This window comes from Paenibacillus jiangxiensis, assembly GCF_046098255.1.
GTDB lineage: Bacteria > Bacillota > Bacilli > Paenibacillales > Paenibacillaceae > Paenibacillus > Paenibacillus jiagnxiensis.
Map to the genome: position 1 here is coordinate 26,772 of NZ_JBJURI010000036.1, position 22,056 is coordinate 48,827.

Genomic DNA, 22,056 nt, shown 5'->3' on the forward strand with positions numbered 1-22,056 from the left:
ACCAGTCTGCAAAAAAGGAACAAGAAAAGGAGCCTTACGGCCCCCGCATCAATCTGTAAAAGAGTCACGATATTGCCCGGGAGTAACCCCCTCCACCTTTTTGAAAATCCGGTTGAAATAGCTGTGCTGATATCCGACCTGGTCTGCGATCTGCTGCACCTTCTGATCCGTGTCGCGCAGCAGCCGTTTGGCTGCTTCCATTCTGACCGAGGTCAGATAGTCGATAAAATTAACACCCATCGTCTGTTTAAAGGCTTTGCTTAGCGTATAAGGACTGACCCCCGCAAGCTCGGCGCAGCTCTCCAGCGAAACCTCCGTCATATAATGCTGGTCGATATAGGTCATCGTCCGTTCAACGATCTTCTGCAAGGATGATTCATCATGCTCCTGCATAACCCGGATCAATGGCTCTAGTACTTCATCAAGCATCCAATTCCGCATTTGTCCAGGCTCTCTGATCGCGGATAATATTTCAAACATATTTCGTGAGCCATAGAGCTTATACGGCGGGTTGCCAGACTGCAGCAGCATGTGCTGAATGCTGGCGAGCAGCTGCAGCATGGCCTGCTTGACCGAATATTCCGTACGTTTGCCCTGCATAATTTCATGCATGAATTTGTCCAGTAAGACTACAGCCGCTTCACGTCTGCCCATCCGCGCGGATTGAAGCAGCTCTCTTTCTACAACGAACGGATAAATGAACGGCTCATGCTGTCCTCGCCCGGTGTGCTCCATATCAAGAAATTGGTTCCGGTCCTCCAGACTGCGCAGCAGTGCCGCCTGCTCCATCTCCATGAAGACATTCGGCAGTTCATCAATACGCTGTACCGGTTTGCTTGCAATCAGAATTACATTCATTTTTATAATCCGGTCAATGATATCGGCCAGCTCATCCGCCCATATAAGCAAAGAGCCTTTCACGTCTTCTCCCTGCGGCCCAAGCACAAGCAGCGCTGTGGACAGATTATGAAAGTTCAATACATGAAATTGTTCAAATCGTGCCTCTGCATGCTCCTCGATAATATTTGCGGCAGCAAAGGTAACCAGCCCTTCGTCATCGCTCTGAAATCGTTCCGCCATTCGGCCATGCCCGCTCAGATGCACGGTCAGCAGCAGAAGCTGCCTGCTATCCACCTCCCAGCCAAGCCGGTTCATACGCTCCCGTAAATCCTGCTCAGAGTAGAAATATAACTGTCCCTGAAGCAGCTGATGCAGAAAGCTTCCCCTGATCTGCGGCAGCTGTTCCCTCAGTCTCTCACTGACCATGCTGCTTTCGGAGGACAGGCTATGCCATTCCGCCTCCAGCAGCTCGAATTCATCCGCTCCTTCACAAGAGAGGCCTGCCTTTCTGCTGCTCAGCAGCTTGATCATTCGCTCCACAGGCGAATAAATCCGTCTGGACGCGAACCATGATGATATCAGCGCCAATACTAGCCCGCCAGCGCTGATGCCGAGCAAAATCTGCGAGACCAGGCGGACAGGAGCCGTAATCTCAGTCATGGGTGATGCCGAAATATACGTCCATTCGCTTTGCATCCGGCTCAGCTTGCCGTAAGAGACGGAGTATGTCGTATCTTCGTGCTTGAAAATGAAGGAGCCTGCACCCGCATTCCTCCCGGCCACCTCCGCTTTGATGGCCCTGCTCAGCGCGTCATGCCCATCCATATCTTCTGCTGAAGCCGCTTCTGCCAACGTGCCGCCTGCTGCGTCCGTCAACAAGGTGATACCTGCATCGTAAGGAGTTAGCGTCTTTAGAAGATTAACCATGCGTTCCCCGTTAAGAGCAACAATCAAGGCCCCAAACGGTTCGGTGCTGTCACCGGGGATCTTGTGCAGCACAGCCAGCCCCTTCTCCCCCGGTTCCCAAGGAATTCTGTCAGTCCAATACATGTCGTTGCCATCTGATATGTATTTGTGATACGAGGCAATCAATGCGGAATCCTGCAGCTCAGAGTAATTGATATCAAATAATATGGGCCTTGGCTGATCCAAGTACAGCCTGACACTATCGATCAGGGGATGCGAGCCCTGGAGCATGAGCAAGGTGGTGACTAGTTCACGCGTTTGTTGAAATTCATACACAAAATCAAGAGACCGAAGCGGCTCGCCAAAACGTGGTTCAAACGCCCAATGCGACAGGCTAAGTTCAAGATAGGACAGCTGATCGTCGATATTTTTAGCTCTTGCCTCAATCTGCCTGGCATGCAGCCGGCTCATTTCATTTTCCATATGGCCCACAACGAGAAAATACATAATACCGCCCGTAAGCAGCCCCGGAATGCTTGCTATGGCAATGAGGGTCATCAGGCTTTTGCGGTAAAACCTTCCCCTTTGGCTGCTCTTTAACAAACGTTTACCTGACAGCCAAGTTAAGTAACCGTTTTCAATTAATGATATGCCCTTCATTTTCAATCGGATCACCAGCCGTTCGCTCGGAAGTGGGTATACAAACTGATAAAATTAGCATACCAAAATTCGCAGCACCGCGTGCAGGTCTCGGGCCTCAAAATATTTTACTGCCTGACTTTGAAGCCCAAGTAGGATAAAATGTTGCTTAGATAATTAAGGGAGGGCGTTATCATGGCAACTATGAATGAAGGGACAGACTTTGGAAGGACAGCGCCTGCTCGTCCGTAAACTGCGTGTTTCCTTCCTCCTGATGAGGGCGTAATTTGAACGATTACCTAATAGTTAAAATGATTGACTTCTCGGCTGTTCAGATTGAACAAATTCGTATGCTGGAACAGCTGTGTAAAAAATTTGATGGCTCAAACCTGAGGGTTGGCGTAGAAAGTCTGAAAGCAGTCGGAGGAGATTACGCATTCTTATGTCATCGCAGGGATCAGCTTATCGGTTTTATCAGTTGGTATACATCTGATGAAATTGAGGCCAATATCAATGGTATGGTTCATCCGGAATACCGACGCAGAGGCATTTTTCGCAAGTTATTGGCAAGAGTCGTCACTGAGTTGAAAGCCAGGGGTATCCAAAAATGCCGGTTTAGAATCCCTGCGGATTCCCGGCCTGGCATTGCCTGTATCCGGCACTTTAGGGCCGACTTTTCGTCCTCAGAGTTCACCATGAATCTGAGCCGTTTGCCGGGGAACGAACCGCATCGTACCGACCTGACTGTAAGACAGGCGGAAGCCCGGGATTTCGAGTTTATGGTCCAATGCTCATCACAAGCCTTTGGCGATTCCGAAACCTGGACACGAAATTATTTATTACACACAAATGAGCCTGAGCGTGTTACTTATATCGCTTTGCACAAACTCTCACCGATCGGGATGATCAGAGTGAATCATATTTCTGCGGATACTGCTGTCATTCATGATTTTTGTGTGCATCCCTCATGCCAGGGCAAAGGTTATGGGCGCATAATTCTCGCTTATATAGTCAGCATACTGCTCGTCAAGAACTGCAGCCAGATTCGCCTCAGTGTAGTCACCGATAACAGACGTGCTTTAAACCTCTACCAGTCTGCAGGGTTTGAAGTTTCGGCTGAATCTCATTACTACACAGCTCACGTTGTTAACTTAAGCTAGGTGTAAGAAAATACCTTTTTTGATGTGAAAGAGCGAGTATTCGGTGTTCCTTATTCCCACCAATACCCGCTCTTTTTTCCTTCTTCTTCACCTTATTCCAAAATAGAAATCACTGAGATTTGCTTTCTGTACCCAAGTCAGACCGTGCTCAGGATTTCGATTCCCTTCATGATCTGCTCATCCGAAGGAGTCGAGAAGTTGATGCGGAACGAATTGCACGGCTCATTTTCCTGTACGAGGAAGGCTGTTCCCGGAACCACGGCCACTCCCTTTGCCGCCGCTTTTTTACAGTACTCCAGCATCGGTACCGATTCAGGCAAGCTGCACCACAGGAACAGTCCCCCATCCGGATTTATATAGGTGATACTGTCACCCATTAATTTTTCCAGGTGCTCCGTCATCAGCGAGCATTTTCTCCGGTAAATGTCCCGGATGCTTTCGATATGGCCCTGGTAGTCGTATTCAGTCATAAATTTGTGGGCCAGGATCTGGGGAAGCATGGCGGTATGCACATCCTCTCCCTGTTTGGCCACAACCATTTTCTGCATAACCTCTTCAGGAGCCAAGACAAATCCGACACGCAGGCCGGGAGAAAGAACCTTGGAGAAGGAACCAACGTAAATAACCAGACCTTCGTCATCCATTGACTTGATGGTTGGCACATCAGTACCTTTGAACCTCAGCTCGCCGTATGGATTATCCTCCAGAATCATGACCCCGTATTTCTTGGCAAGCGCATAGATCGCCTTGCGCTTTTCCAGGCTTGTCGTAATGCCGGTCGGATTTTGAAAGCTCGGAATGAGGTAAATGAGCTTTACATTTTTCTCTGTTTTAAGCGCCTGCTCCAGCTTTTCGATATGTATGCCGTCGCTCTCCATCGGAACACCGACAAGTCTTGCCCCCGAAGCCCGGAAAGAGTTCAGCGAGCCGATAAAGCTGGGACTTTCACAAATGATCGCGTCACCTTCGTTGCACAGTACCTTACAGGCCAGTTCAATCCCCTGCTGCGCACCGGAGACGATGAAAAGCTCATCCTCTGACAGTCCCATATCAAAGCGTTCTTGCAACTGTCCCTTCAGCGTTTCACGCAGCGGTCCATAACCTTCCGTCACCCCATACTGCAGAGCTGCCACGGGATTTTGTGTAAGAATCTCTTGCGTAAAGGAGCTGATCACCTCTACCGGAAACGTTTCTGCCGCCGGGTTGCCTGCGGAGAAAGGAATGACATTCTGACCCGAGCTCGCCTTCAAAATTTCGCGAATAATCGAGGGTTGAAGCGATGCAATGCGGTTTGAAAATACATAGTCCATTTTTCTTTTCTACCTCCTGAAATGACATAGAGCGCTCGGGCATCTAGATCTGATTATATAAGAAAAACGTCTATCGTTGTACATCCTAAGAAGCCAGACCGCGTTTAGCAGAAGTTTTTCTTGCGATATCAGGAAGCTCAAGCTTCGGCGTTATGTCCTTCTGATATCTAACAGAAAAAGCCCGTCGAAACGGGCTTTCTCCTGCAATGTATTCATTCTGCTATTTGATCATTTGCTTGATAAGTTCACGGTTGCGCTCTTTGAACATCTCATTGTGTGACGATACCATCGCGCTTTTATGCGCTTCCGGATCGATAAACCGCTTCGCGCTGTTTACCGCATTGGCCGCATCCTGGAAGGCTCCGGCAATGAGATGCAGTTTTCCTTCATAGCTTAAAATATCTCCCGCCGCATACAGCCCCGGTATGGAACACTGGCTGTTTGCCGTTCCCTCAATATAGTAGTTGTCCACCAGATTGATACCCAGCGGACTGTTCTCCAGCAGCGAAATATCCCGTTCATATCCGTGGTTAATAATAACCTCATCCACAGACAGCAACTGAACCTCGCCGGTTTCAGTGTTGGTCAGTTCCACGCGCTCGATGATCTCATGATTATCGGAAGCAATCAGCCTGGTAATCTGTGTATGGAAAAAGCAGGTTGCCGAGCTACCCAGCAGCAGATCCACCTGCGCCTCGTGCCCGCTTAGCGCCTCTTTGCGGTAAGCCAGGTACACTTTCTTCGCAACAGGCTGCAGCTCGTTGGCCCAATCCACAGCGGAATTGCCTCCGCCGGATACGATGACCGTTTTGCCCTTGAAATATTGCAAGGATTTGACCGTATAATTCAGATTGGACACTTCGAAGCGCTCTGCCCCCTCGATTTGCAGCTTTTGCGGGTTCAGGATTCCGCCCCCGACGGCCACAATGACCGTCTTGGACAGATGCACGCCTGAGGTCGAAGTATGCAGCTCGAACAATCCCTCTTCATTGCGGGCAATGGATTCTACCTTCTCGTTCAGCAGCACTTCCGGATTAAACGTTAATCCCTGCTGCACCAGCTGCTCGATCAGCTTCGCCCCGGGTACCGGTGTCAGGCCGCCGACGTCCCAGATCATTTTCTCCGGATACACATGCAGCTTACCGCCCAGTTTGGGCTGGTATTCAATAATCTTGGTCTTCATACCCCGTAATCCGCTGTAGAACGCGGAATATAAACCTGCAGGCCCACCGCCTATTATCGTTACGTCGAATATATCATTTCTGCTCATAGTTCCCCTCACCAGCTCCAGGTATTATAAAATTTCTATGTAAATGATTATCATTATCAATACATAATAGTATACGTTGTCTTTGCTCATTTTACAATCTAAACTGCATTTCAAAATGAAACTTCCGGCCATTACCGGCCATTACTCTTAATATCAAATACACAAAAGCCATGCCGACCACCCGTCGGCACAGCTTTTTTGATTTGAACGCAAAGCCTTACGCGTGTCCCATCGGAGGCAGGTCAGTCATCGGCTCCAGCGGCGGCAACTCTCCATAAGTAGGCTGAGCACCATGCGGAGTAGCGGCCCAGAAAACGGCATTGGCAATTACCCGCAGCACTTGCGGATGATAGTAGGTCGGATATGTCTCATGACCGGGACGGAAATAAAATATCTTCCCGCGACCGCGCTGATATGCGCATCCGCTGCGGAACAGCTCCCCTCCCTGGAACCAACTGACAAAGACGAGCTGATCCGGCACCGGAATGTCGAAAAACTCTCCGTACATTTCTTCCTCTTCTATTTCGATATATTCGCCGATTCCATGAGTTATCGGATGAGCGGGATCCACGACCCACAGCCGCTCTCTTTCGCCGTCCTCCCGCCATTTCAGGTCACAGGTGGTCCCCATGAGCCGCTGAAAAATTTTCGAGCGGTGTCCGGCATGCAGTACGATAAGCCCCATTCCTTGCAGCACCCTCATCTGTATCCGAGTTACGATCTCATCGGAAACCTGGTCATGAGCCAGATGCCCCCACCAGATCAGGACATCGGTTTGATTGAGCACTTCGTTGCTAAGCCCATGCTCAGGCTGCTCTAACGTAGCGACTCGTAATGTAAAGCCGTAGGGGCCAATGCCGGCGGCAAGAACTTCATGGATACCTCTTGGATAATAACGCGCTACCAGAGGATTTATTTTTTCATGAACATATTCGTTCCATATGGTGACACGGATTGGAACAATTCGATGGGTCACTCCTTGTGATGTCTGCATATTCATTGATGTTATTCTCCTTTCCTGCTCACGAGGGACAATTGTGGCTGCTATTAAAATGGTATTAAGCAGGGCTAGGAATCATACGTATAAAATGGCGAATACTCTCACCTAGAAGGAGTTGCAATAGTTGTGAGGATCTATGTAGCAGACGAAAGAGATACACTGTACCGTCTGTCGAGTCATTACCAAATCAGCATCGATCAGTTGATGTCCGCCAATCCGCATATTGATCGTCCTGATCGTACGATCACCGGTATGCAGGTTCGGATTCCATCTCCCCGTGCTTTTTCTGTCCCCCGGGCGATCGCTCCCTTCTGCCCGATTGCACCGGAAGAGTCGTTAATTCGCAACTGGATCCCTCTAACTACCGCTGCGGAAATGGCCGCGACCGAGTACGACGTACTAATTGTCGGCTCCGGAATGGGGGGCAGCTCGGCTTTATGGCGTTTATGCGAGCAATGGGGCCGGAATGGCAAGCGAATCGGGATGGTAGAGCGGGGACCGCAGTTTCTGCCGACCCATATTATGAACGTGCCAACGATGGACGGACTCAATTTCCGATTATTCCGCCCCTCGCAAATTACGGATTGGATTGGCAACCGTCTTCCGCAATTTAACGGACTAAGGCTGATCAACGCATTAGGTGGCAGAGGCACTTTATGGGGGGGCATCACTCCACGGGTTCCTGATTTTGATATTGCAAAGAACTGGCCAATCTCCCCTTCGGATATGATAATGTATTACAACATTGCCGAAGAGCTTCTGAGTGTCACACGGGAGTATACGAGAAATTCTTTGATGACACAGGTGCTCCTGGAACGGCTGCGGCGAAACGGGTTTCCTCATGCGGATGATCTCCCCATGGCGGCTGATCTGAGTCCAACCCTGCTGGGCAAGGTCAATTCCAATGTTTTTTCCAGCAGCATGACTATGATTGCGAAAGCTTTGAACTACCGTCCCTTTGATCTGGCGGTCGAAACTTACTGTGCCGAAGTCCTGACTGAAGGAGGAAGAGCGTCAGGCATTCGAGTCGTCACATCAGACAGAAAGTCACATGTAATTAAAGCGAAAACGGTTATCCTGTCCGCCAGCGCGATGCAGACACCGCGCATTTTACTCAATTCCGGCATACCGGGAAGCGCTATAGGCAGATATCTGGTCAACCATTCCTATTTGGTTGTAACGGCTACTCTCAATACCTCCAGCTTCCCTGATCCGCTGGGATCACTCGGCATTTTGATTCCCGGGACCGAGGATCGTCCTTACCAGCTCCAAATACAAGGGCCTGAGCAGTATTTTGACTATCATTATCTTACCAGGCCGGATAAACATGTTTGGACAATCAGTGATTTCTATATATCCGGTGTCGTGGAGCCGAGGGTTGAAAACCGGGTCTTCATTGATCCAGGCCGGCGGGATGCTTACGGCATGCCGGAGCCACAGGTCAGCTTCTCTTACAGCGCCAAGGATGAAGAAATTATTGGGCAGATGTATGACGCCGCCATTCAATCCTGTAACGCGATGCAGCTGCAGCTGCAGATGACGGATGGTGTCCCTTCCATCTGTATGATGGCGCCGGGAGCCGATAACCATGAAGCCGGCACCTGTCGAATGGGCGAAGACCCGAACACCTCGGCCACGAACCAGTTCGGACAAATCCATGGCATGCCGGGCCTCTATGTGGCCGACGCCAGCGTGCTTCCTTCCATGTGGGCTAATAATCCGTCACTTTCGATCGCCGCCTTGGCTATCCGCACCGCGGATCATATCGTGAAGAATCAGCCGTAACTTTTTATGCGACATAACAGCGTGGTTCACTTCTGTTTTCGGATTGCCGCCATGAATGTAAGAATGAGCAGCGGCAGCGTGAAGGAAAAAAAGTTCCATACCGGGTGAATCACGGATACAAAAGTGGACCATTCCGTCGTGCCGTTAAAGATAAGCAGCGAATTCAGAAAGCCGATCAGCGCCAGGGGCAGGATCAATATGGTCCGGTCCTTGATGCTGAACAGCTCGCACAGAAAGGCATTTAATATGTAAAGGACAATTGCGGCTTTCATATAGGAGTCGGCTATAAGCGACATCCCGATCACCGACTCGATCCGCTGAATAATCTCCTGGAACTCGATCAGCCGGGCAAGGGCAAATAAACTATACATGGTATCCCCTGTCAGCGGACCTAAGGTCATAATGGCACATAATATTGAAATGCACAGCAAAATAATATTCAGTCCGAGGGACAGGAACATATACCTTCCTGTCTTTTTCCGCTGATCGGCACGAACATACGGAAGCAACATCACGAATACAATCGCCTCCATGTAAGGAAAACCGGACGCGGTATATACACCGTGCAGCACCGGCTTCATCCCTTTGGGCAGCATCGGGAGCAAATAGTCCGGATGATAAAGGGGGATGGCCAGCAGCAGTACCACAATCGTACAAAGAATTACCATGGTAATAATCAATGTGAACATCCTTACCATGGTTTCTATGCCTGCACGGGCAGTCAATGCGGCCACCATGAAAAGCAGGAGGTTAAACACATACAGCGGTGTTTCCCTTAACATGGAGGTGACCATAAACAGCCCGGCATCCAATACAATGGCTGATTGCATATAGTGCAGAAAGAAAACAGCCATAATTCCGAATACATAGGTAAAAAACGGCCCAACCAGCTTCCTGCTGTAAGCCACATAACTCAGATCAGGGTATTTGCGGTAAATATACAGCATGCAGGCCAGCAATCCCGCTCCAATCGTACCCGCAATCAAGAGGGACAGCCAGGCGCCATTACCCGCTCGGGAGACAAGCGGGCCCGGGACATTAATGATTGAGGATCCTGTCATAAATACAAAAAACAGGATACTCAACTGTCCCGGGCTTATCGTCTGTTCTTTCTCCATACTTCTTCCCCTTTCGTTGAATGGGAATCCGTTTATGACATTTTCACACTCAGAAAAGAATCAATTTCCTTTGCCAGCACCTTAATAAAGCCGGGGATGAAATCATAAGTATCCGGCCAATCCTTATTTAATATAAAATCAAGCGACAGATAGGTGGATACGACCAGAAGGATCACGTACAGGAGCCGATCTCTTGAAGCTGTTTCCGTTTTTCGGTGAAGCAGCTCATACACCAAAATTGCAGCGTAAACCAAAACCAAAACCAATATCCGTTCCTTCATATAATAGCCCCTTAATTCTATAAGATCGGTATTGAATTGCTTGCCCCGGGGGTAGTCAGTCTGACCTTAACATTCACCTGAAGCGGCAGCTTGGAGAATTGGTAGTCCCAATTCTCCTTCAAGACAGCCCAGGTTTGAGGATATTTGCGATAAATTTGGTTGGCGATTCCGATGGCTTCAATCTGATTCTTCTGCAGTTCATGATAGCTTGCCAGCATCGTTTGCCGAATTTGCCTTTCCGCTGCTTTCACCAGCTTTTTCTCATCTTCCGGTGTACGCACATAACTGCACTTTAATTCCGATATCGCGGCATCCACATCCGTGTAGGCTGTTACGCCGGATGGTTTGCCCTCCATCCATGAGATCTTTAATTTTGTCTTCAGCTTTAACACTTCCAATGTTTCCGTCTGGCGCTTCTTTCCAGGGCAGGAGAAGCTGATAATGCCTGACTCGAATTCATTCCGGAGCATGGCCAGCCCTTGTGTCTTTTTTGGGGAAAGAACGCCCACCATTTTTCCCATCTTAGTCAGTGCGAGGCCGGCATTCGAAAATACTTCTTGCTTTGGAGTTACATCGTATAAATAGGAAACAAAGCCGTCCAAATGTGCATTTCGTGCCTGAATCCCCAACTGCAGCAGTGTGGTGACTAATGTTTTGCCTGAAACGCTGTGAGAAATCCTGTTTGCCCGCAGCAGCTCCTGGCTTGTAGACTTTTCGACCTGCGGGCGCAGCATGAGCACGTCGTCTGCCCGGCCTCCTGCAATCATGACTTGTACATCACCCCGGGTTTCATGATCACGATAGAAAAAGTCGAGCAGCTTGCCAATATCCTGCGAGCGGGCCAGCTTTTCGCTTACAATAATAATTCGCATGTGGCTCCACTGGGATTTTCTCCCCAGATGAATGGGAATATCGCGGACCGCTTCCATAACGGTTTTGTTTTTGGCCTTGATGTTAATGGTCGACTGATCCGCAGATAGCGCTTCCCCTCTGGGACGATAGATCTGGGTGGTCAATTCAATCTGGTTATCCTTATCCTCATCCAGAGCGACACCGAGCACAAACCCCATCTCCACCAGTTCATGCTTGCTCCAGCAGCCGGATGTAAGCATCAGTGCCCCGGACAGGAGGAGGAGCAGCCCATATCTGTACATTCTCTCACCCTATCTCCTTTTAAACTTTATCTTGTTACCGCCCCTGCCGGTTGAACTGGCGTGCTCTAAGACTCCGCTGCAGCACCCTTATCGGAGCACGAATAAACACATCCTTCAGGAGCGAAAATCTTAGGGGAGCCAGTGGCGAAAGATAAGGCTGACCAAGCGAACGCAGCTTGGTCAGATGAAGCAGGATCAGTATAAGCATAATCATCACTCCGAATCCGCCAAGCAATGCTGCGGAGATCATGAGCGGAAACTGCAGAATCCGCAGCGCGATAGCGACACTGTATTGTGGAATGGCGAAGGAGGCGATGCCTGTAAGGGCCACTACGATGACCATAATCGGCGATGCAATGCCCGCGCTGATGGCAGCATCACCAATAATGAGGGCTCCCACAATACTGACCGCGGAGCCGACGGGTCTCGGGAGGCGAACGCCAGCTTCGCGCAGCATCTCGAAGAAAAACTCCATAAGCAATGCTTCAAAGAAAGCCGGAAGCGGAATCCCTTCACGCGAATCGATAACGGCAAGAAGAAGCACGGTAGGGATCAGCTCCGTATGATACGTTGTTAAAGCGATATAAATGCTCGGCAGTGTTAATGCCAAAATAAAAGCAAACACCCTCAGGAAACGAATCAGGGACGAAATAAGCGTCCGCTGATAGTAATCTTCACTGGATTGAAAGAAATCTGTAAACAATCCTGGACATAACAGGACACCGCTGCTTCCCTGCACCAGTACTGCGATTTTCCCGTCAAGCAAGGCCGCGGTTATCACATCGGGGCGTTCCGTATACTGGTGCTGCGGGAAAGGCGAATAGGTCGAGTCCTCCAAAATCTGCTCAATATAAGAGGTTTCCAGCACTTCCGTTTGCTTGACCGCTTCAAACCTTCTCTCAAATTCATTCAACAGTTCGCTGTCCACCACATCGCTGAGGTAGGCATAGACGATATCCGTGTTCGTTTTGCCGCCGCCGTTTACTTTAACCATTCTAAAGCTCGGTGTTTTAAGACGAATCCGCAAAAGCCCCATGTTCTTTTCCAGACTCTCTACAGTGCTCTCCCGCGGCCCCTGCACAACCGATTCGTTGACAGGTTCCGTGACCTGCCTCGTTTCCACCGAAAATGCATTATAGCTTAACGCTTTATCCCACTGATCCAGGAAAATGACCATATGCCCGTCGATGATATCCTTCACGGCCTGATCGATATGGTCAAGCAGGACCGCCTTTTTTTGCGAGACCCCATCGTGCTCGAAAAATCTCGCCAGATCCTCAAGCGTGCTGTCCATCCCCGGACCGACCTGGTGATCGACAAGATCCTGAAGCGTATGTTTCATGTAATTTTCTGAATTTTGCATTAGAGTTTCAAAATAGAAGGTCACAGCTCTGTAACCAAGCTTCGGGCCGTACGACCACTCCCGCATCATAAAATCGGTGCTTTCGCTGAAAATAGATCGAATCTTGCTCACATTTTCATCGAGCTGCTTTGAAATCGGCTCCTTTGGTCCAAAGGAGTCTTCCGCAACCAAATTCGCTTTCATTCATATCACCTGATGTCATATTTTCTATTTGCTGGTTTACCTAGTTTGGTTGGTTAAGCTGATATTATGCACAAAAAAAGACCTTCCGCATGGAAAGTCTTTTAAAACATACTGCAATATGAAAAATTATCCTCCGCTCAACCCATGGCCTAATGTAGATGCAACCTAACCCGTTGTAACAACTACAAAAGCTGACTCACCTTTCTCGTCAGCTGTTTGAATTTCTTTTTAGCATCCTCATTCGCCCATTCCCGATCCATTTCAAGTAATGTCAAACAGTTAACCATATTCCGTACACTGTTGATATCAACAGATAAACGCAAACCTTCAAGTATGAGATTTATTGCATTATCATGGCCCCTTTTGAATCGATATACGCCTAAGTCGCTATAAAATTGAGGGATTTTTTCCTTCACTATAGAATTGTCATATGGACCGTATCTCCCCTCTATCTCAATAGACGGAATATACGCCGAAAAGCGCTCCAATATGTGATCAATATCTAAATCAAAGCGGTTAGCCGCTTTGACCATATATCCCAACGCGTAAAAGATTTCATCTGGCCGTGAAGCAACAAAATCCGCGTAATCCTCTAACGCCGCTGCTTCGCCAGATAATACCCGGTACAAATATCTATTAGCAGCTGCCCATTCAGCAAATTGATGAATGTGCCGACGTGCTTCTTCGTCGTCCTCACGAATCCATAACTCTCCTTGTTCGTACTTCGAAACATAACTTAAAGCCCCTTCGTAATCCTGGAATTCTTCACAGACGGTGGAACGAATAAGCCAACCATACAAAATATAAAAATAGAATGGCTTTTTCGGTTTACGTTCAGTTGCAGGCCGTTCATATTGGATCGTAGCGATTCGCAGCATTTCCACTGCAAGTTCATCTACTTTTTTCCACTTATGAGCGGTTCCCATAACATGAATCAGGTCTTTCAATGCTTCGAGCTGATCCGCTTCATCTAAACGACTCACATACCCTTCAAAGATAATAGCCGATCTTAAATTAGCATCTAAATCATTCCCTAACGAGATCGAACAGCCGATAACGGCAAATGGCCAATCGTTCCGAATGCTGGAATCTTTCCGCTTCGCTCACCTGGGTATAAATGATCGCCGCAGCTTGTCTTAGATCAGAAACGAACAAGGATTCCGCCAGCTCAAACAAAACGGATGTGTATGACAGATCATCCAATAAATAGGCTTCGTGCCCTGAAGCATCCGGCTCAACGTACCAGCATTCACATTAGAAATAAGTGAAAATTGTGTGAAATTTAAATTATGTTTCTGCATGTATGTACTGAGTGTTTCACGAATTATATTGTCTGACTTCAAACCAGACTCACCCCCTATAGCACACAAACAAAAACCAAAATTTGGCGTTAGTTTTTAGATAATAGTATACCTCAAATTGAACAGCGGTCAACAGCATATATACAACAAATTCGGACACTATTAGCCCATCTCTTCTTGTCTGGAACCTGGAAAGGGTCCAATCAATGAGTTGACGAATAACTGCTTGCTTGTTCCTTTTAGTTTGCTTCGGGTAGTGATAAAAAAGTATTAGACCGAGGTTCCTTATATATCTAGGAAATCCCGGTCCCCCATTACCCTATTTAGTTAGGTAAGTTTTTATTGGAAAGATCGTCAATCACTTGAACAGCTAGTTCCAACGCTTTAATTCTTCTTTCTAGAAGCGTTCTTTGAGGATTTCCTGCCTTTAACTTAGCATAACTGTTCTCAATTGATGGGAATAAGCCAGTAAGAACATTACGAGCTTCTGCTACATCTTCCTGCGTGTAATGATGTGGTCTTTGATTCCAAGCGTTTTCTAACATGGCTAAGCCGATGTAAATAGCCTTGAGTCGTTTCTTTACTAAGGTAGTATTTGCACCTTTTTGAGTCATCTGAGCTAAGGCATTTTCAAGTTTACCGATTGTCGATTGCATGGATTTTATTGATTCCAATTTATCTTCATTTGATACGCTTTCCATGCTAATGCCCTCCCCCCCTGTGTAGACTGACACCAACGTCAGTCTATCTTGAAATACAGATTAAGGCTTTCCCTCAATCCCTGCAAATCCAGTCCATCCACGGCAAATGCCTCACGAACGAGCTCCGGGGCGACAAACTCATCATATTTTCCAAGATAAGGTGCCTCATCCGGCTTAAGCAATTCGAGCGGATTCAGATCTCGCTTGCATTCTGCAACAATGCCGTCCATTAATGTTGCCTCATCCGTCTGCCCTGCCACCACAAAATAATAAGGCTCCATCGGCACAACCGAACGCAGCGCGTGGGTGTCTGCGAGACTGTGCTTCAACATTCTTTCCAGGGTGCGGAACGGCTTGCTTCCCGTCCAGGGCAGGATAAAATAGGAGTCTCCGCCGGCCGGCAGCACTGTTTTCTCCAGCAGGCCGCTTTCTCTGGCTAACCTTCTGGCCCTTTCCAGACGGTTCACCGCCCGCGGCGACAGATAGGAATACAGCGTATTCTCGGCAAGGACCTCTCTCATTTTCCGTACGACAAGAGTATGAACATCGCCGCCCGCTCCAAGCCAAAGCGTGTCTACCTTGCCTTTGGCCGCTTTTACATACACAGCCTTGTGCTTGGTATCCACCTCAACCACCTTCCACAGCTTGCCTGCCAGCGAGAAGCAGTATCCCGGCGGCGGTACGGTTGTAATGGAACCGATCTCCTCCGAACCGTTATAGACGGCATGCTCCTCGTCATCTTTGAACACAGCGTAGAAACGGTAATGGTTCACGATTTTCTCACCAGTTAGCCCGATCAGGAGTGTCCCTTCATCCGTCCGCTGAATATGATCCGTCTGCAGCAGATAGTGCAGGAACAATTTGTACTGCTCGGGTTCGATAAAACGGAATGAGGGCAGCGTCAACACGGCTTTGGCCAATTCGGCCGGCTCGGCCTCCCCCATACTTTTCAGCACGCTCATCGTCTGATGATACAGAAGACCGACCGGCAGCTTCTGAATGGACAGCGGCTCAACCCATTTGTGACGGACATACAGCTCGATGACGGCAATGGCGCGCAGCAGCGTCCACGGCATGCGGGCAGGCAGCTGAGCCTCTTCGTCCTCCTCTTCCGGACAGACGAAGAGCATTTCCGAGGGCTGCTCCTCTCTTCTGCCGGAACGGCCCAGCCTCTGCACAAAACTGGATGTGCTGTAGGGGGCCCCGAGCTGCACGACTCGTTCCAGCTCCCCCAGGTCGATGCCTAGCTCCAGGGTAAGCGTAGCTGCGGCAACGGCTGGTCCATTCCCGCTGCGCAGAGCAGCCTCCGCTTCTTCCCGCAGCATTGCGGAGATGCTGCCGTGATGGACATGGAAAATGTCCGGCTGCTGCCGCTTGGCCGCGATGCGCCGCAGCTCCAGAATCGTCAGCTCGGCATCCGTGCGGCTGTTGGTAAAAACGAGCGACTTCTTCAAATGAGTGCTGTCATAAATGAAATCATAATAAGCCTGCTGCGCCAATTGCAGCTGCTCGGCCTGCTCTTCGTCACGGGCGTCCGGGAAGGAGAAATGCTCCACTCGCAGCTTCAGCCGCTTCTTCCCGTTTGAAGCCGCAACTTCCACCGGCAGCAGGCTGCCCGCTCCCAGCCAGTCCGCGGCTGCGCTATAATCGCTGAGTGTGGCGGATAACCCGATTCTGCGCGGCTGGCAGGACGCCATGCGTTCCACGCGCGTTATCTGGCTAAGCACCTGAATTCCCCGGTCGGCTCCCATAAATGCGTGCACTTCATCAATGATGATATAGCGCAGATCATGAAAAAGCGCCGGGATCGCATTGGGGCGGTTCATCAGCAGCCCTTCCAGCGACTCAGGCGTAATTTGCAGCACACCGGACGGCTTGTTCATCAGCTTGGTCTTCTCGGCCTGCGGCACGTCGCCATGCCAATGCCAGGCCGGAATACCTGCCTCCCGCAGCAGATCGTTCAGCCGTTCAAACTGATCGTTAATGAGCGCCTTCAGCGGACCAATGTACAAAATACCCACCGAAGCGGATGGCCTTTCATGCAATTCGGTCAGCGCTGGAAAAAAGGCGGCCTCCGTCTTGCCTGACGCAGTCCCCGCCGCGAGCAGCATATGATGAGGTGTATCCAGCAGAATGCGGCATGCTTCCAGTTGGGCATCGCGCAGCTTGTCCCATTTTCTTTTATAAATAAACTCCTGAATAAACGGCGCCAGCCTGGAGAAATATTGGCCGCTCATAGCTCAAAATCCGCCAGGAAATCATCGGCCTCAGCAGCTGTGGAACTGCCCGAAGCCGGTGCCCCCCGTTCCGCCAGCAAATCATCGAAAGACGCTTCCGGATGCTGGTGAAGCGTATGGAGCAAATCCATGAAATCACGGATGACCTCACGTGGAGTGAGCAGTTCGTCCGCCCCCAGCCTGCCCGTCGCCTCCTCCATGAACCGGATCAGCTGTCCATCCTCCAAAGCAGCGGTATAGCCAAAATGAAGCGCATGAATCCGGGTCAGCTTTTGCAGCAAGATGAGAATTTCTTCATGGGACAGCATCTCCAGCCGGATGATCGGCCCCGTATAATTGCGGTAACCAGCAGCCGAATATCTGCCGTTGATCAGCCGGGTCCGCAACGCGTCATAGCTGAATAAACCACGCCGCTCATCCTCCACAAACTGCGGAGTGCCGCCTGCGAAAATCCCCAGGTATTCCGCCTGTCCCTGCATGGTGTCATTAAACATGGTGAGCAGCTTCTCATAATTGTTTTGGCGGGACACGCTGTTGGTTATTTTGTATAAATTGACACCTTCATCGATGAAGAGCAGCAGCCCTTTGTAACCGATGCGGGCCATAAACTCCGACCACAGCTTCATGTAATCGTACCAGGAGTCGTCATCGATGATCACTCCAACTCCCAGCTCGCTGCGGGCTTCCGTTTTGGTGCCATACTCGCCGCGGAGCCAGCGCAGTGCAGCCTGTGTTGTGTCATCGTCCCCGTGTTTGTACCCGTTCCAGTAAGCAGCCATCACCTTGGCGAAATCAAAACCGTGCACCATTGCGTGCATATCATTCGTGACCTTGTAAATTCGCTGTTCAACTTCTATACTCAGCGCCGGATCGTCCGGGCGCAGCCCCTGCTCCTGCATTACCGCCTGCTGTATCGTAGAGAACCATCTCTGCAGCACGGCCTCCAGCGCGCCCCCGTCGGGACGTGTACGGGTGGACAGATTGGACATCAGCTCCCGGTAGGTAGCCAGCCCCTGCCCCTTGGTGCCCACAAGCCTGCGCTCGGGCGACAAATCGGCATCCGCCACCACAAAGTCGCGGTCCATCGCATAATTGCGAATCGTCTGCAGCAGGAAGCTTTTTCCGCTGCCGTAGCGTCCCGTGATCAGCCTGAAAGCCGCTCCCCCTTCAGCAATGCTGTCCATATCCCGCAGAATGGCCTCCACCTCGGGCTTGCGTCCGACGGCGATATGCTCAAGCCCGACACGCGGCACGACCCCTGCTGTCAATGAATTGACAAGAGCCGTTGTTAGTCTCTTCGGTATTTTAAGTTGATTCATCAAACTGCTCCCCCATGATTTCTCGTACCAAATCTATATGCTCGTCCATCACTGTAAAATCCTCGATCAGCAAATCGCCGATCGTTTCCATGGCAGCGTCATTAATCTCATCAATCAGCAGCTCCGGCATGGAGCCGTACTGCGCCGCCAGCGATGCCAGCTCCTTCACGACGGGTTCCCCGGACAACAGAAGAGATAACACCTGCAGATGGACAGGCTGCAGTCTTGCCTTTATTTCCTGCCAATCCTCAGCAGAAACAGCGGCCGTATTCTCCGTTTCCATGATGCCGGATGAAGAAGACTCTATGCTTGGTGAAGGCACAATACTCGGCGAACGCTCCATGCTTGATGAAGCCTCTACACTGGATGAAAGCTCCGTCCAAGCCTGCCGCTCTGCCAGATCAGCGTGAACTGTTTCCGCTTCTTCTCCGCCTTCATTTTCCTCTTCATATTCAACGGTGAGCAAACGCTGCACCACTTCAGTATCCTCCTGCAGGGAAGCCAACCGGTCCGTGTCGATGCGGATTTCCCTGCTCATCCGCCGGGCCTGCAGCTGTTCCTTCTCAAGAAAACGTTCTATTAAAGCCTGTGTTTCCGGCAGCAGCACAATTTCTTTCAGCCTGCCTCTGAAGCCCGCCATTTCCCTGAGCTTGTTCTCCGTGCAGCGGATCAACTGTGTTACATACTGTCGAAAGGGCTTGTATTCCCTGTAGGGTATAAATTTGAGTGGAATCGTACGGCCATGGAAGGAAGGATCGTACACTGCCCGATGGAAAAGGTACCTGTTGACCGTTTTGCTTCTGCCCGGATCAAATGCATCCTTGAGGCGGCGGCCTTGGGTTCTGCCCATGTAAGCATCTACCAGTGTGATGACCTGTGGGATATGCTTGTCTAACGCTTCTTTTCCACCCGACCTGTAGAAAGCGCTGCGCCGCATATTGTACTCCGACAGCCCCAGCACGATTTCCAGGGGCAATACCGGCTTCTCTTCCTCCAGCAGTCTGGTCAGCACCAGATCAAACAGTTCACCGCGCATCGCCGCAGGACTGGAGATGATGAGCTCTTCGAAAGGTATGGGCAGGTGATGAACCAGCACAAAATCTGTCAGCCAGTCCGCCATATATTCAAGCAGCCCGGGATACCTGTCTGCGTAGGCCTCCCTCAGCTCAAGCAGCAGTTGAAATCCCTCTTCAGGCTCTTTCCAGCCGATGCCGTGAATAAGCTCATAAATATAAATGAAAATATAGGACAAATCCGTCTCCGGATACCTCTTCCTGCGCACCTCGCTGCGCCAGTAGAAATACCATTCAGTTTGCGGGCCATTCATTTGCGAATAGGTCGGCCAATAGCTCATGAATGGCTGAAAAGGCACACGGCTCCCCTCTCTGTCCGCCCATTGTCTGGCCTGATGCACAAAATTCGCTTCTCGCGTCGCAGGATACCCGTGTTCTTTTTCCAGTAAATCGAAGTCCTCAAGTGAAGCCTGACTGCGGACCGGAGGCGCTGCCTTCGGCGTCCGTGAGATTTCCGGCTCCTCTTCATCAATGAACAATTCCGCAAAGCCGATGTCCTGTGAACTCTTATTATCCATTCTGATCCCTCATAGCGATTTCCGCTTTGTTAAGCGTTCGAGTAGGTTCCATTATACCATTTTAGAGGCCGGAAAAATCGTTTTTCACAAAAAAACAGGAACATGCATTCCCTGATTCACAGCTGTTACTGAAAATGCTTATTGCAACGAACTGGACCACTGTGTAACGCTTGGGGAAAAACGAAGGAAGCCCATCACCTGTGACCGGAAGTTGTAATATTCCAAGCTGCAGTGTGATGGGCTTTATATTGGATTTTTTAGCTTTAAGGGATAGAAATCCATGCTCTATTATTAAGTCTCTGTACTTGAATCTGCGTCTCGAAGAAAGAGGACAGCGTGTTATTCGTAAGAACCTCTGTGCTCGGACCTTGCCGGAACACTTCCCCTCTACGGATCATCAGGGTTTGATTAAAGACAGGCATGATTTCTTCAATATGGTGTGTCACGTAAAGTATCGTAGGTGAATCCGCCTGCTCGGCGATTTGCTGAATGCTGGCCAACAGAGATTCCCTGGACAGGAAATCCAGACCATTGGTTGCTTCATCTAAAATAAGAATTTTTGGCGATGCCATCAAGGCGCGGGCAATCAATATTTTTTGCTTTTCACCCTGCGAGCAGGTTTGATAGGAGCGGTCAAACAAATGGCCGCAGCCCAGTTGGTTCATCAGGGACCGGGCCTGCTCCACCTCCTGCTCCGTTATTTTTTCATATAAACCGATTGAGGCGTGCTTTCCGCTGATCACGATATTTTGCGTTTTGTCATTACTGTGCAGCTTTTCCTGCAGCGAGGAACTGACCCAGCCGATCTGTTTGCGCATTTCCCGCACATCGACCGAGCCGTATAATTCCCCAAGGACTGAAACCTTGCCCAGCGTTGGCCATATGTATCCATTGATCAGATTAAGAATCGTTGTTTTGCCTGAGCCATTCAGGCCCAAGAGTGCCCAATGCTCACCTTTGCTAACGGTCCAATTGATATTTTTCAAAATTTCACTCTGATCTCTGCGGTAAAAAACCTGCTCAAGCCGGATCACTGTTTCCATGGATATATCCCCTCTTCCTCTCCATATAGCGTCTTATCATCTGACGATTATTTCGAAATAAACTAACGAAGCAATGCCTGGAGCTCTTTTTTCACTCCCTCCAGATGAGCTAATGTACAGGCTACGGCCTCATCCGCATTCCGGTCACGTATGGCTTCATACAAATTGATATGCTGCTCAGTATAATAGTTGGTAATTTGCGGGTCCGCCGAGTGCTTGTCGATCGTTTGACGCAATACTGCGGTAAACGTGCGGTATAAATCGACCGTTACCGCGTTTTTCGTGGCGGCTGCAACAGCCAGGTGAAAGGATACATCTGCATCAAAGTATAACTCCATATCCCCTGAGGCCAAATATTTGTTGCGCAGCATCAAACATTCCTGAATATGCTCCAGGTCACGGTCATCCCGTCGTTCAGCAGCAAGCCTGGAAATCTCCACCTCCAGCATTAAGCGAACTTCATACACATCCATGATTTCAGCCCTGCGTAATCGTAAATCCAATGGCTCTTGCGAACTTGAAGCACTGATCACGAATGTGCCGTGTCCTTGCCTCTTCTCCAGCAAACCGGCATGAACGAGCACGCGTACAGCTTCCCGGATCGTTGAACGACCCACGCCAAACAGCGCCATCAGCTCCGGCTCGGTCGGAATTTTGGTTCCGACGGCTAATTCACCCAGCGAGATCTTCTTTTGCAGCTGTTCTACAACATCATTTACAATCTGTTTTTTCTGAACCGTTTGAAAAGAAACCCCATCCAAATTCATCAGATGATCTCCTCTTATAATAGTTTAAGGTATTTTACCAGTACTTTTGTACGTTTGTAAACAAAAAAAGGGCTTCACTCTCGAAGAG

The 22,056-nt window shown here is 49.6% G+C and carries 18 protein-coding genes; 2 read left to right on the forward strand and 16 right to left on the reverse strand.

All coding sequences use genetic code 11. The features are described from left to right. Positions 1 to 48 precede the first annotated feature (48 nt). Positions 49 to 2,406 carry an AraC family transcriptional regulator gene (locus ACI1P2_RS26590; RefSeq protein WP_408976358.1) on the reverse strand — a complete coding sequence of 786 codons (2,358 nt, stop codon included), beginning with the start codon at positions 2,404 to 2,406 and terminating at the stop codon, positions 49 to 51. 266 nt (positions 2,407 to 2,672) lie between these two features. Between ACI1P2_RS26590 and ACI1P2_RS26595 the strand changes: the two genes are divergently transcribed. Beyond that, positions 2,673 to 3,545, forward strand: a complete 873-nt coding sequence (locus ACI1P2_RS26595) for a GNAT family N-acetyltransferase (RefSeq protein WP_355325335.1) — start codon at positions 2,673 to 2,675, stop codon at positions 3,543 to 3,545. 137 nt (positions 3,546 to 3,682) lie between these two features. Here ACI1P2_RS26595 and ACI1P2_RS26600 read toward each other — a convergent pair whose 3' ends face one another. From ACI1P2_RS26600 to ACI1P2_RS26610, 3 genes are all read right to left on the reverse strand, one after another. Next, positions 3,683 to 4,855 (reverse strand): aminotransferase-like domain-containing protein, encoded by a 1,173-nt coding sequence (locus tag ACI1P2_RS26600; RefSeq protein ID WP_355325338.1) that lies wholly within the window; start codon positions 4,853 to 4,855, stop codon positions 3,683 to 3,685. A 220-nt stretch (positions 4,856 to 5,075) separates the two neighbouring features. Further along, the gene (locus ACI1P2_RS26605; protein ID WP_355325341.1) at positions 5,076 to 6,125 is read right to left on the reverse strand and encodes an NAD(P)/FAD-dependent oxidoreductase; all 1,050 of its coding nucleotides are present in this window, start codon (positions 6,123 to 6,125) and stop codon (positions 5,076 to 5,078) included. A 217-nt stretch (positions 6,126 to 6,342) separates the two neighbouring features. Further along, positions 6,343 to 7,125: a ThuA domain-containing protein gene (locus ACI1P2_RS26610; protein WP_408976359.1), complete on the reverse strand. Its 783-nt coding sequence runs from the start codon at positions 7,123 to 7,125 to the stop codon at positions 6,343 to 6,345. 126 nt (positions 7,126 to 7,251) lie between these two features. Here ACI1P2_RS26610 and ACI1P2_RS26615 point away from each other — a divergent pair, with 126 nt between their 5' ends. Next, complete coding sequence (locus ACI1P2_RS26615) at positions 7,252 to 8,910, forward strand: GMC oxidoreductase (protein WP_355325347.1); 1,659 nt, start codon at positions 7,252 to 7,254, stop codon at positions 8,908 to 8,910. A gap of 26 nt (positions 8,911 to 8,936) precedes the next feature. Here ACI1P2_RS26615 and ACI1P2_RS26620 read toward each other — a convergent pair whose 3' ends face one another. From ACI1P2_RS26620 to ACI1P2_RS26675, 12 genes are all read right to left on the reverse strand, one after another. Beyond that, positions 8,937 to 10,028 carry a GerAB/ArcD/ProY family transporter gene (locus ACI1P2_RS26620; RefSeq protein ID WP_355325350.1) on the reverse strand — a complete coding sequence of 364 codons (1,092 nt, stop codon included), beginning with the start codon at positions 10,026 to 10,028 and terminating at the stop codon, positions 8,937 to 8,939. A 32-nt stretch (positions 10,029 to 10,060) separates the two neighbouring features. Continuing rightward, positions 10,061 to 10,309, reverse strand: coding sequence for a hypothetical protein (locus tag ACI1P2_RS26625; RefSeq protein WP_355325353.1), 249 nt, complete (start codon positions 10,307 to 10,309; stop codon positions 10,061 to 10,063). Between the two features lie 17 nt (positions 10,310 to 10,326). Beyond that, positions 10,327 to 11,463, reverse strand: a complete 1,137-nt coding sequence (locus tag ACI1P2_RS26630; RefSeq protein ID WP_355325356.1) for a Ger(x)C family spore germination protein — start codon at positions 11,461 to 11,463, stop codon at positions 10,327 to 10,329. A gap of 34 nt (positions 11,464 to 11,497) precedes the next feature. Then, a complete protein-coding gene (locus ACI1P2_RS26635; protein WP_355325359.1) occupies positions 11,498 to 13,009 on the reverse strand; it encodes a spore germination protein in 1,512 nt (503 codons plus the stop codon). Between the two features lie 182 nt (positions 13,010 to 13,191). Further along, positions 13,192 to 13,992, reverse strand: coding sequence for a hypothetical protein (locus ACI1P2_RS26640; RefSeq protein WP_355325362.1), 801 nt, complete (start codon positions 13,990 to 13,992; stop codon positions 13,192 to 13,194). A gap of 43 nt (positions 13,993 to 14,035) precedes the next feature. Continuing rightward, complete coding sequence (locus tag ACI1P2_RS26645; RefSeq protein ID WP_355325365.1) at positions 14,036 to 14,212, reverse strand: hypothetical protein; 177 nt, start codon at positions 14,210 to 14,212, stop codon at positions 14,036 to 14,038. Positions 14,213 to 14,633: 421 nt separating this feature from the next. Then, a complete protein-coding gene (locus ACI1P2_RS26650; RefSeq protein ID WP_355325368.1) occupies positions 14,634 to 15,011 on the reverse strand; it encodes a hypothetical protein in 378 nt (125 codons plus the stop codon). A gap of 38 nt (positions 15,012 to 15,049) precedes the next feature. Beyond that, positions 15,050 to 17,248 carry a DEAD/DEAH box helicase gene (locus ACI1P2_RS26655; protein ID WP_355325371.1) on the reverse strand — a complete coding sequence of 733 codons (2,199 nt, stop codon included), beginning with the start codon at positions 17,246 to 17,248 and terminating at the stop codon, positions 15,050 to 15,052. Next, entirely contained in the window at positions 17,245 to 18,567 is a 1,323-nt protein-coding gene (locus ACI1P2_RS26660) for an ATP-binding protein (RefSeq protein WP_355325374.1), read from the reverse strand. Before ACI1P2_RS26660 ends, ACI1P2_RS26655 begins: the two co-directional genes overlap by 4 nt. Further along, entirely contained in the window at positions 18,554 to 20,158 is a 1,605-nt protein-coding gene (locus ACI1P2_RS26665) for a TerB N-terminal domain-containing protein (RefSeq protein ID WP_355325377.1), read from the reverse strand. The genes ACI1P2_RS26660 and ACI1P2_RS26665 overlap by 14 nt, the downstream gene beginning before the upstream one ends. Before the next feature lie 263 nt (positions 20,159 to 20,421). Then, positions 20,422 to 21,201, reverse strand: coding sequence for an ABC transporter ATP-binding protein (locus tag ACI1P2_RS26670; RefSeq protein WP_355325380.1), 780 nt, complete (start codon positions 21,199 to 21,201; stop codon positions 20,422 to 20,424). A 62-nt stretch (positions 21,202 to 21,263) separates the two neighbouring features. Continuing rightward, positions 21,264 to 21,968, reverse strand: a complete 705-nt coding sequence (locus ACI1P2_RS26675; protein ID WP_355325383.1) for a FadR/GntR family transcriptional regulator — start codon at positions 21,966 to 21,968, stop codon at positions 21,264 to 21,266. Positions 21,969 to 22,056: the final 88 nt, after the last annotated feature.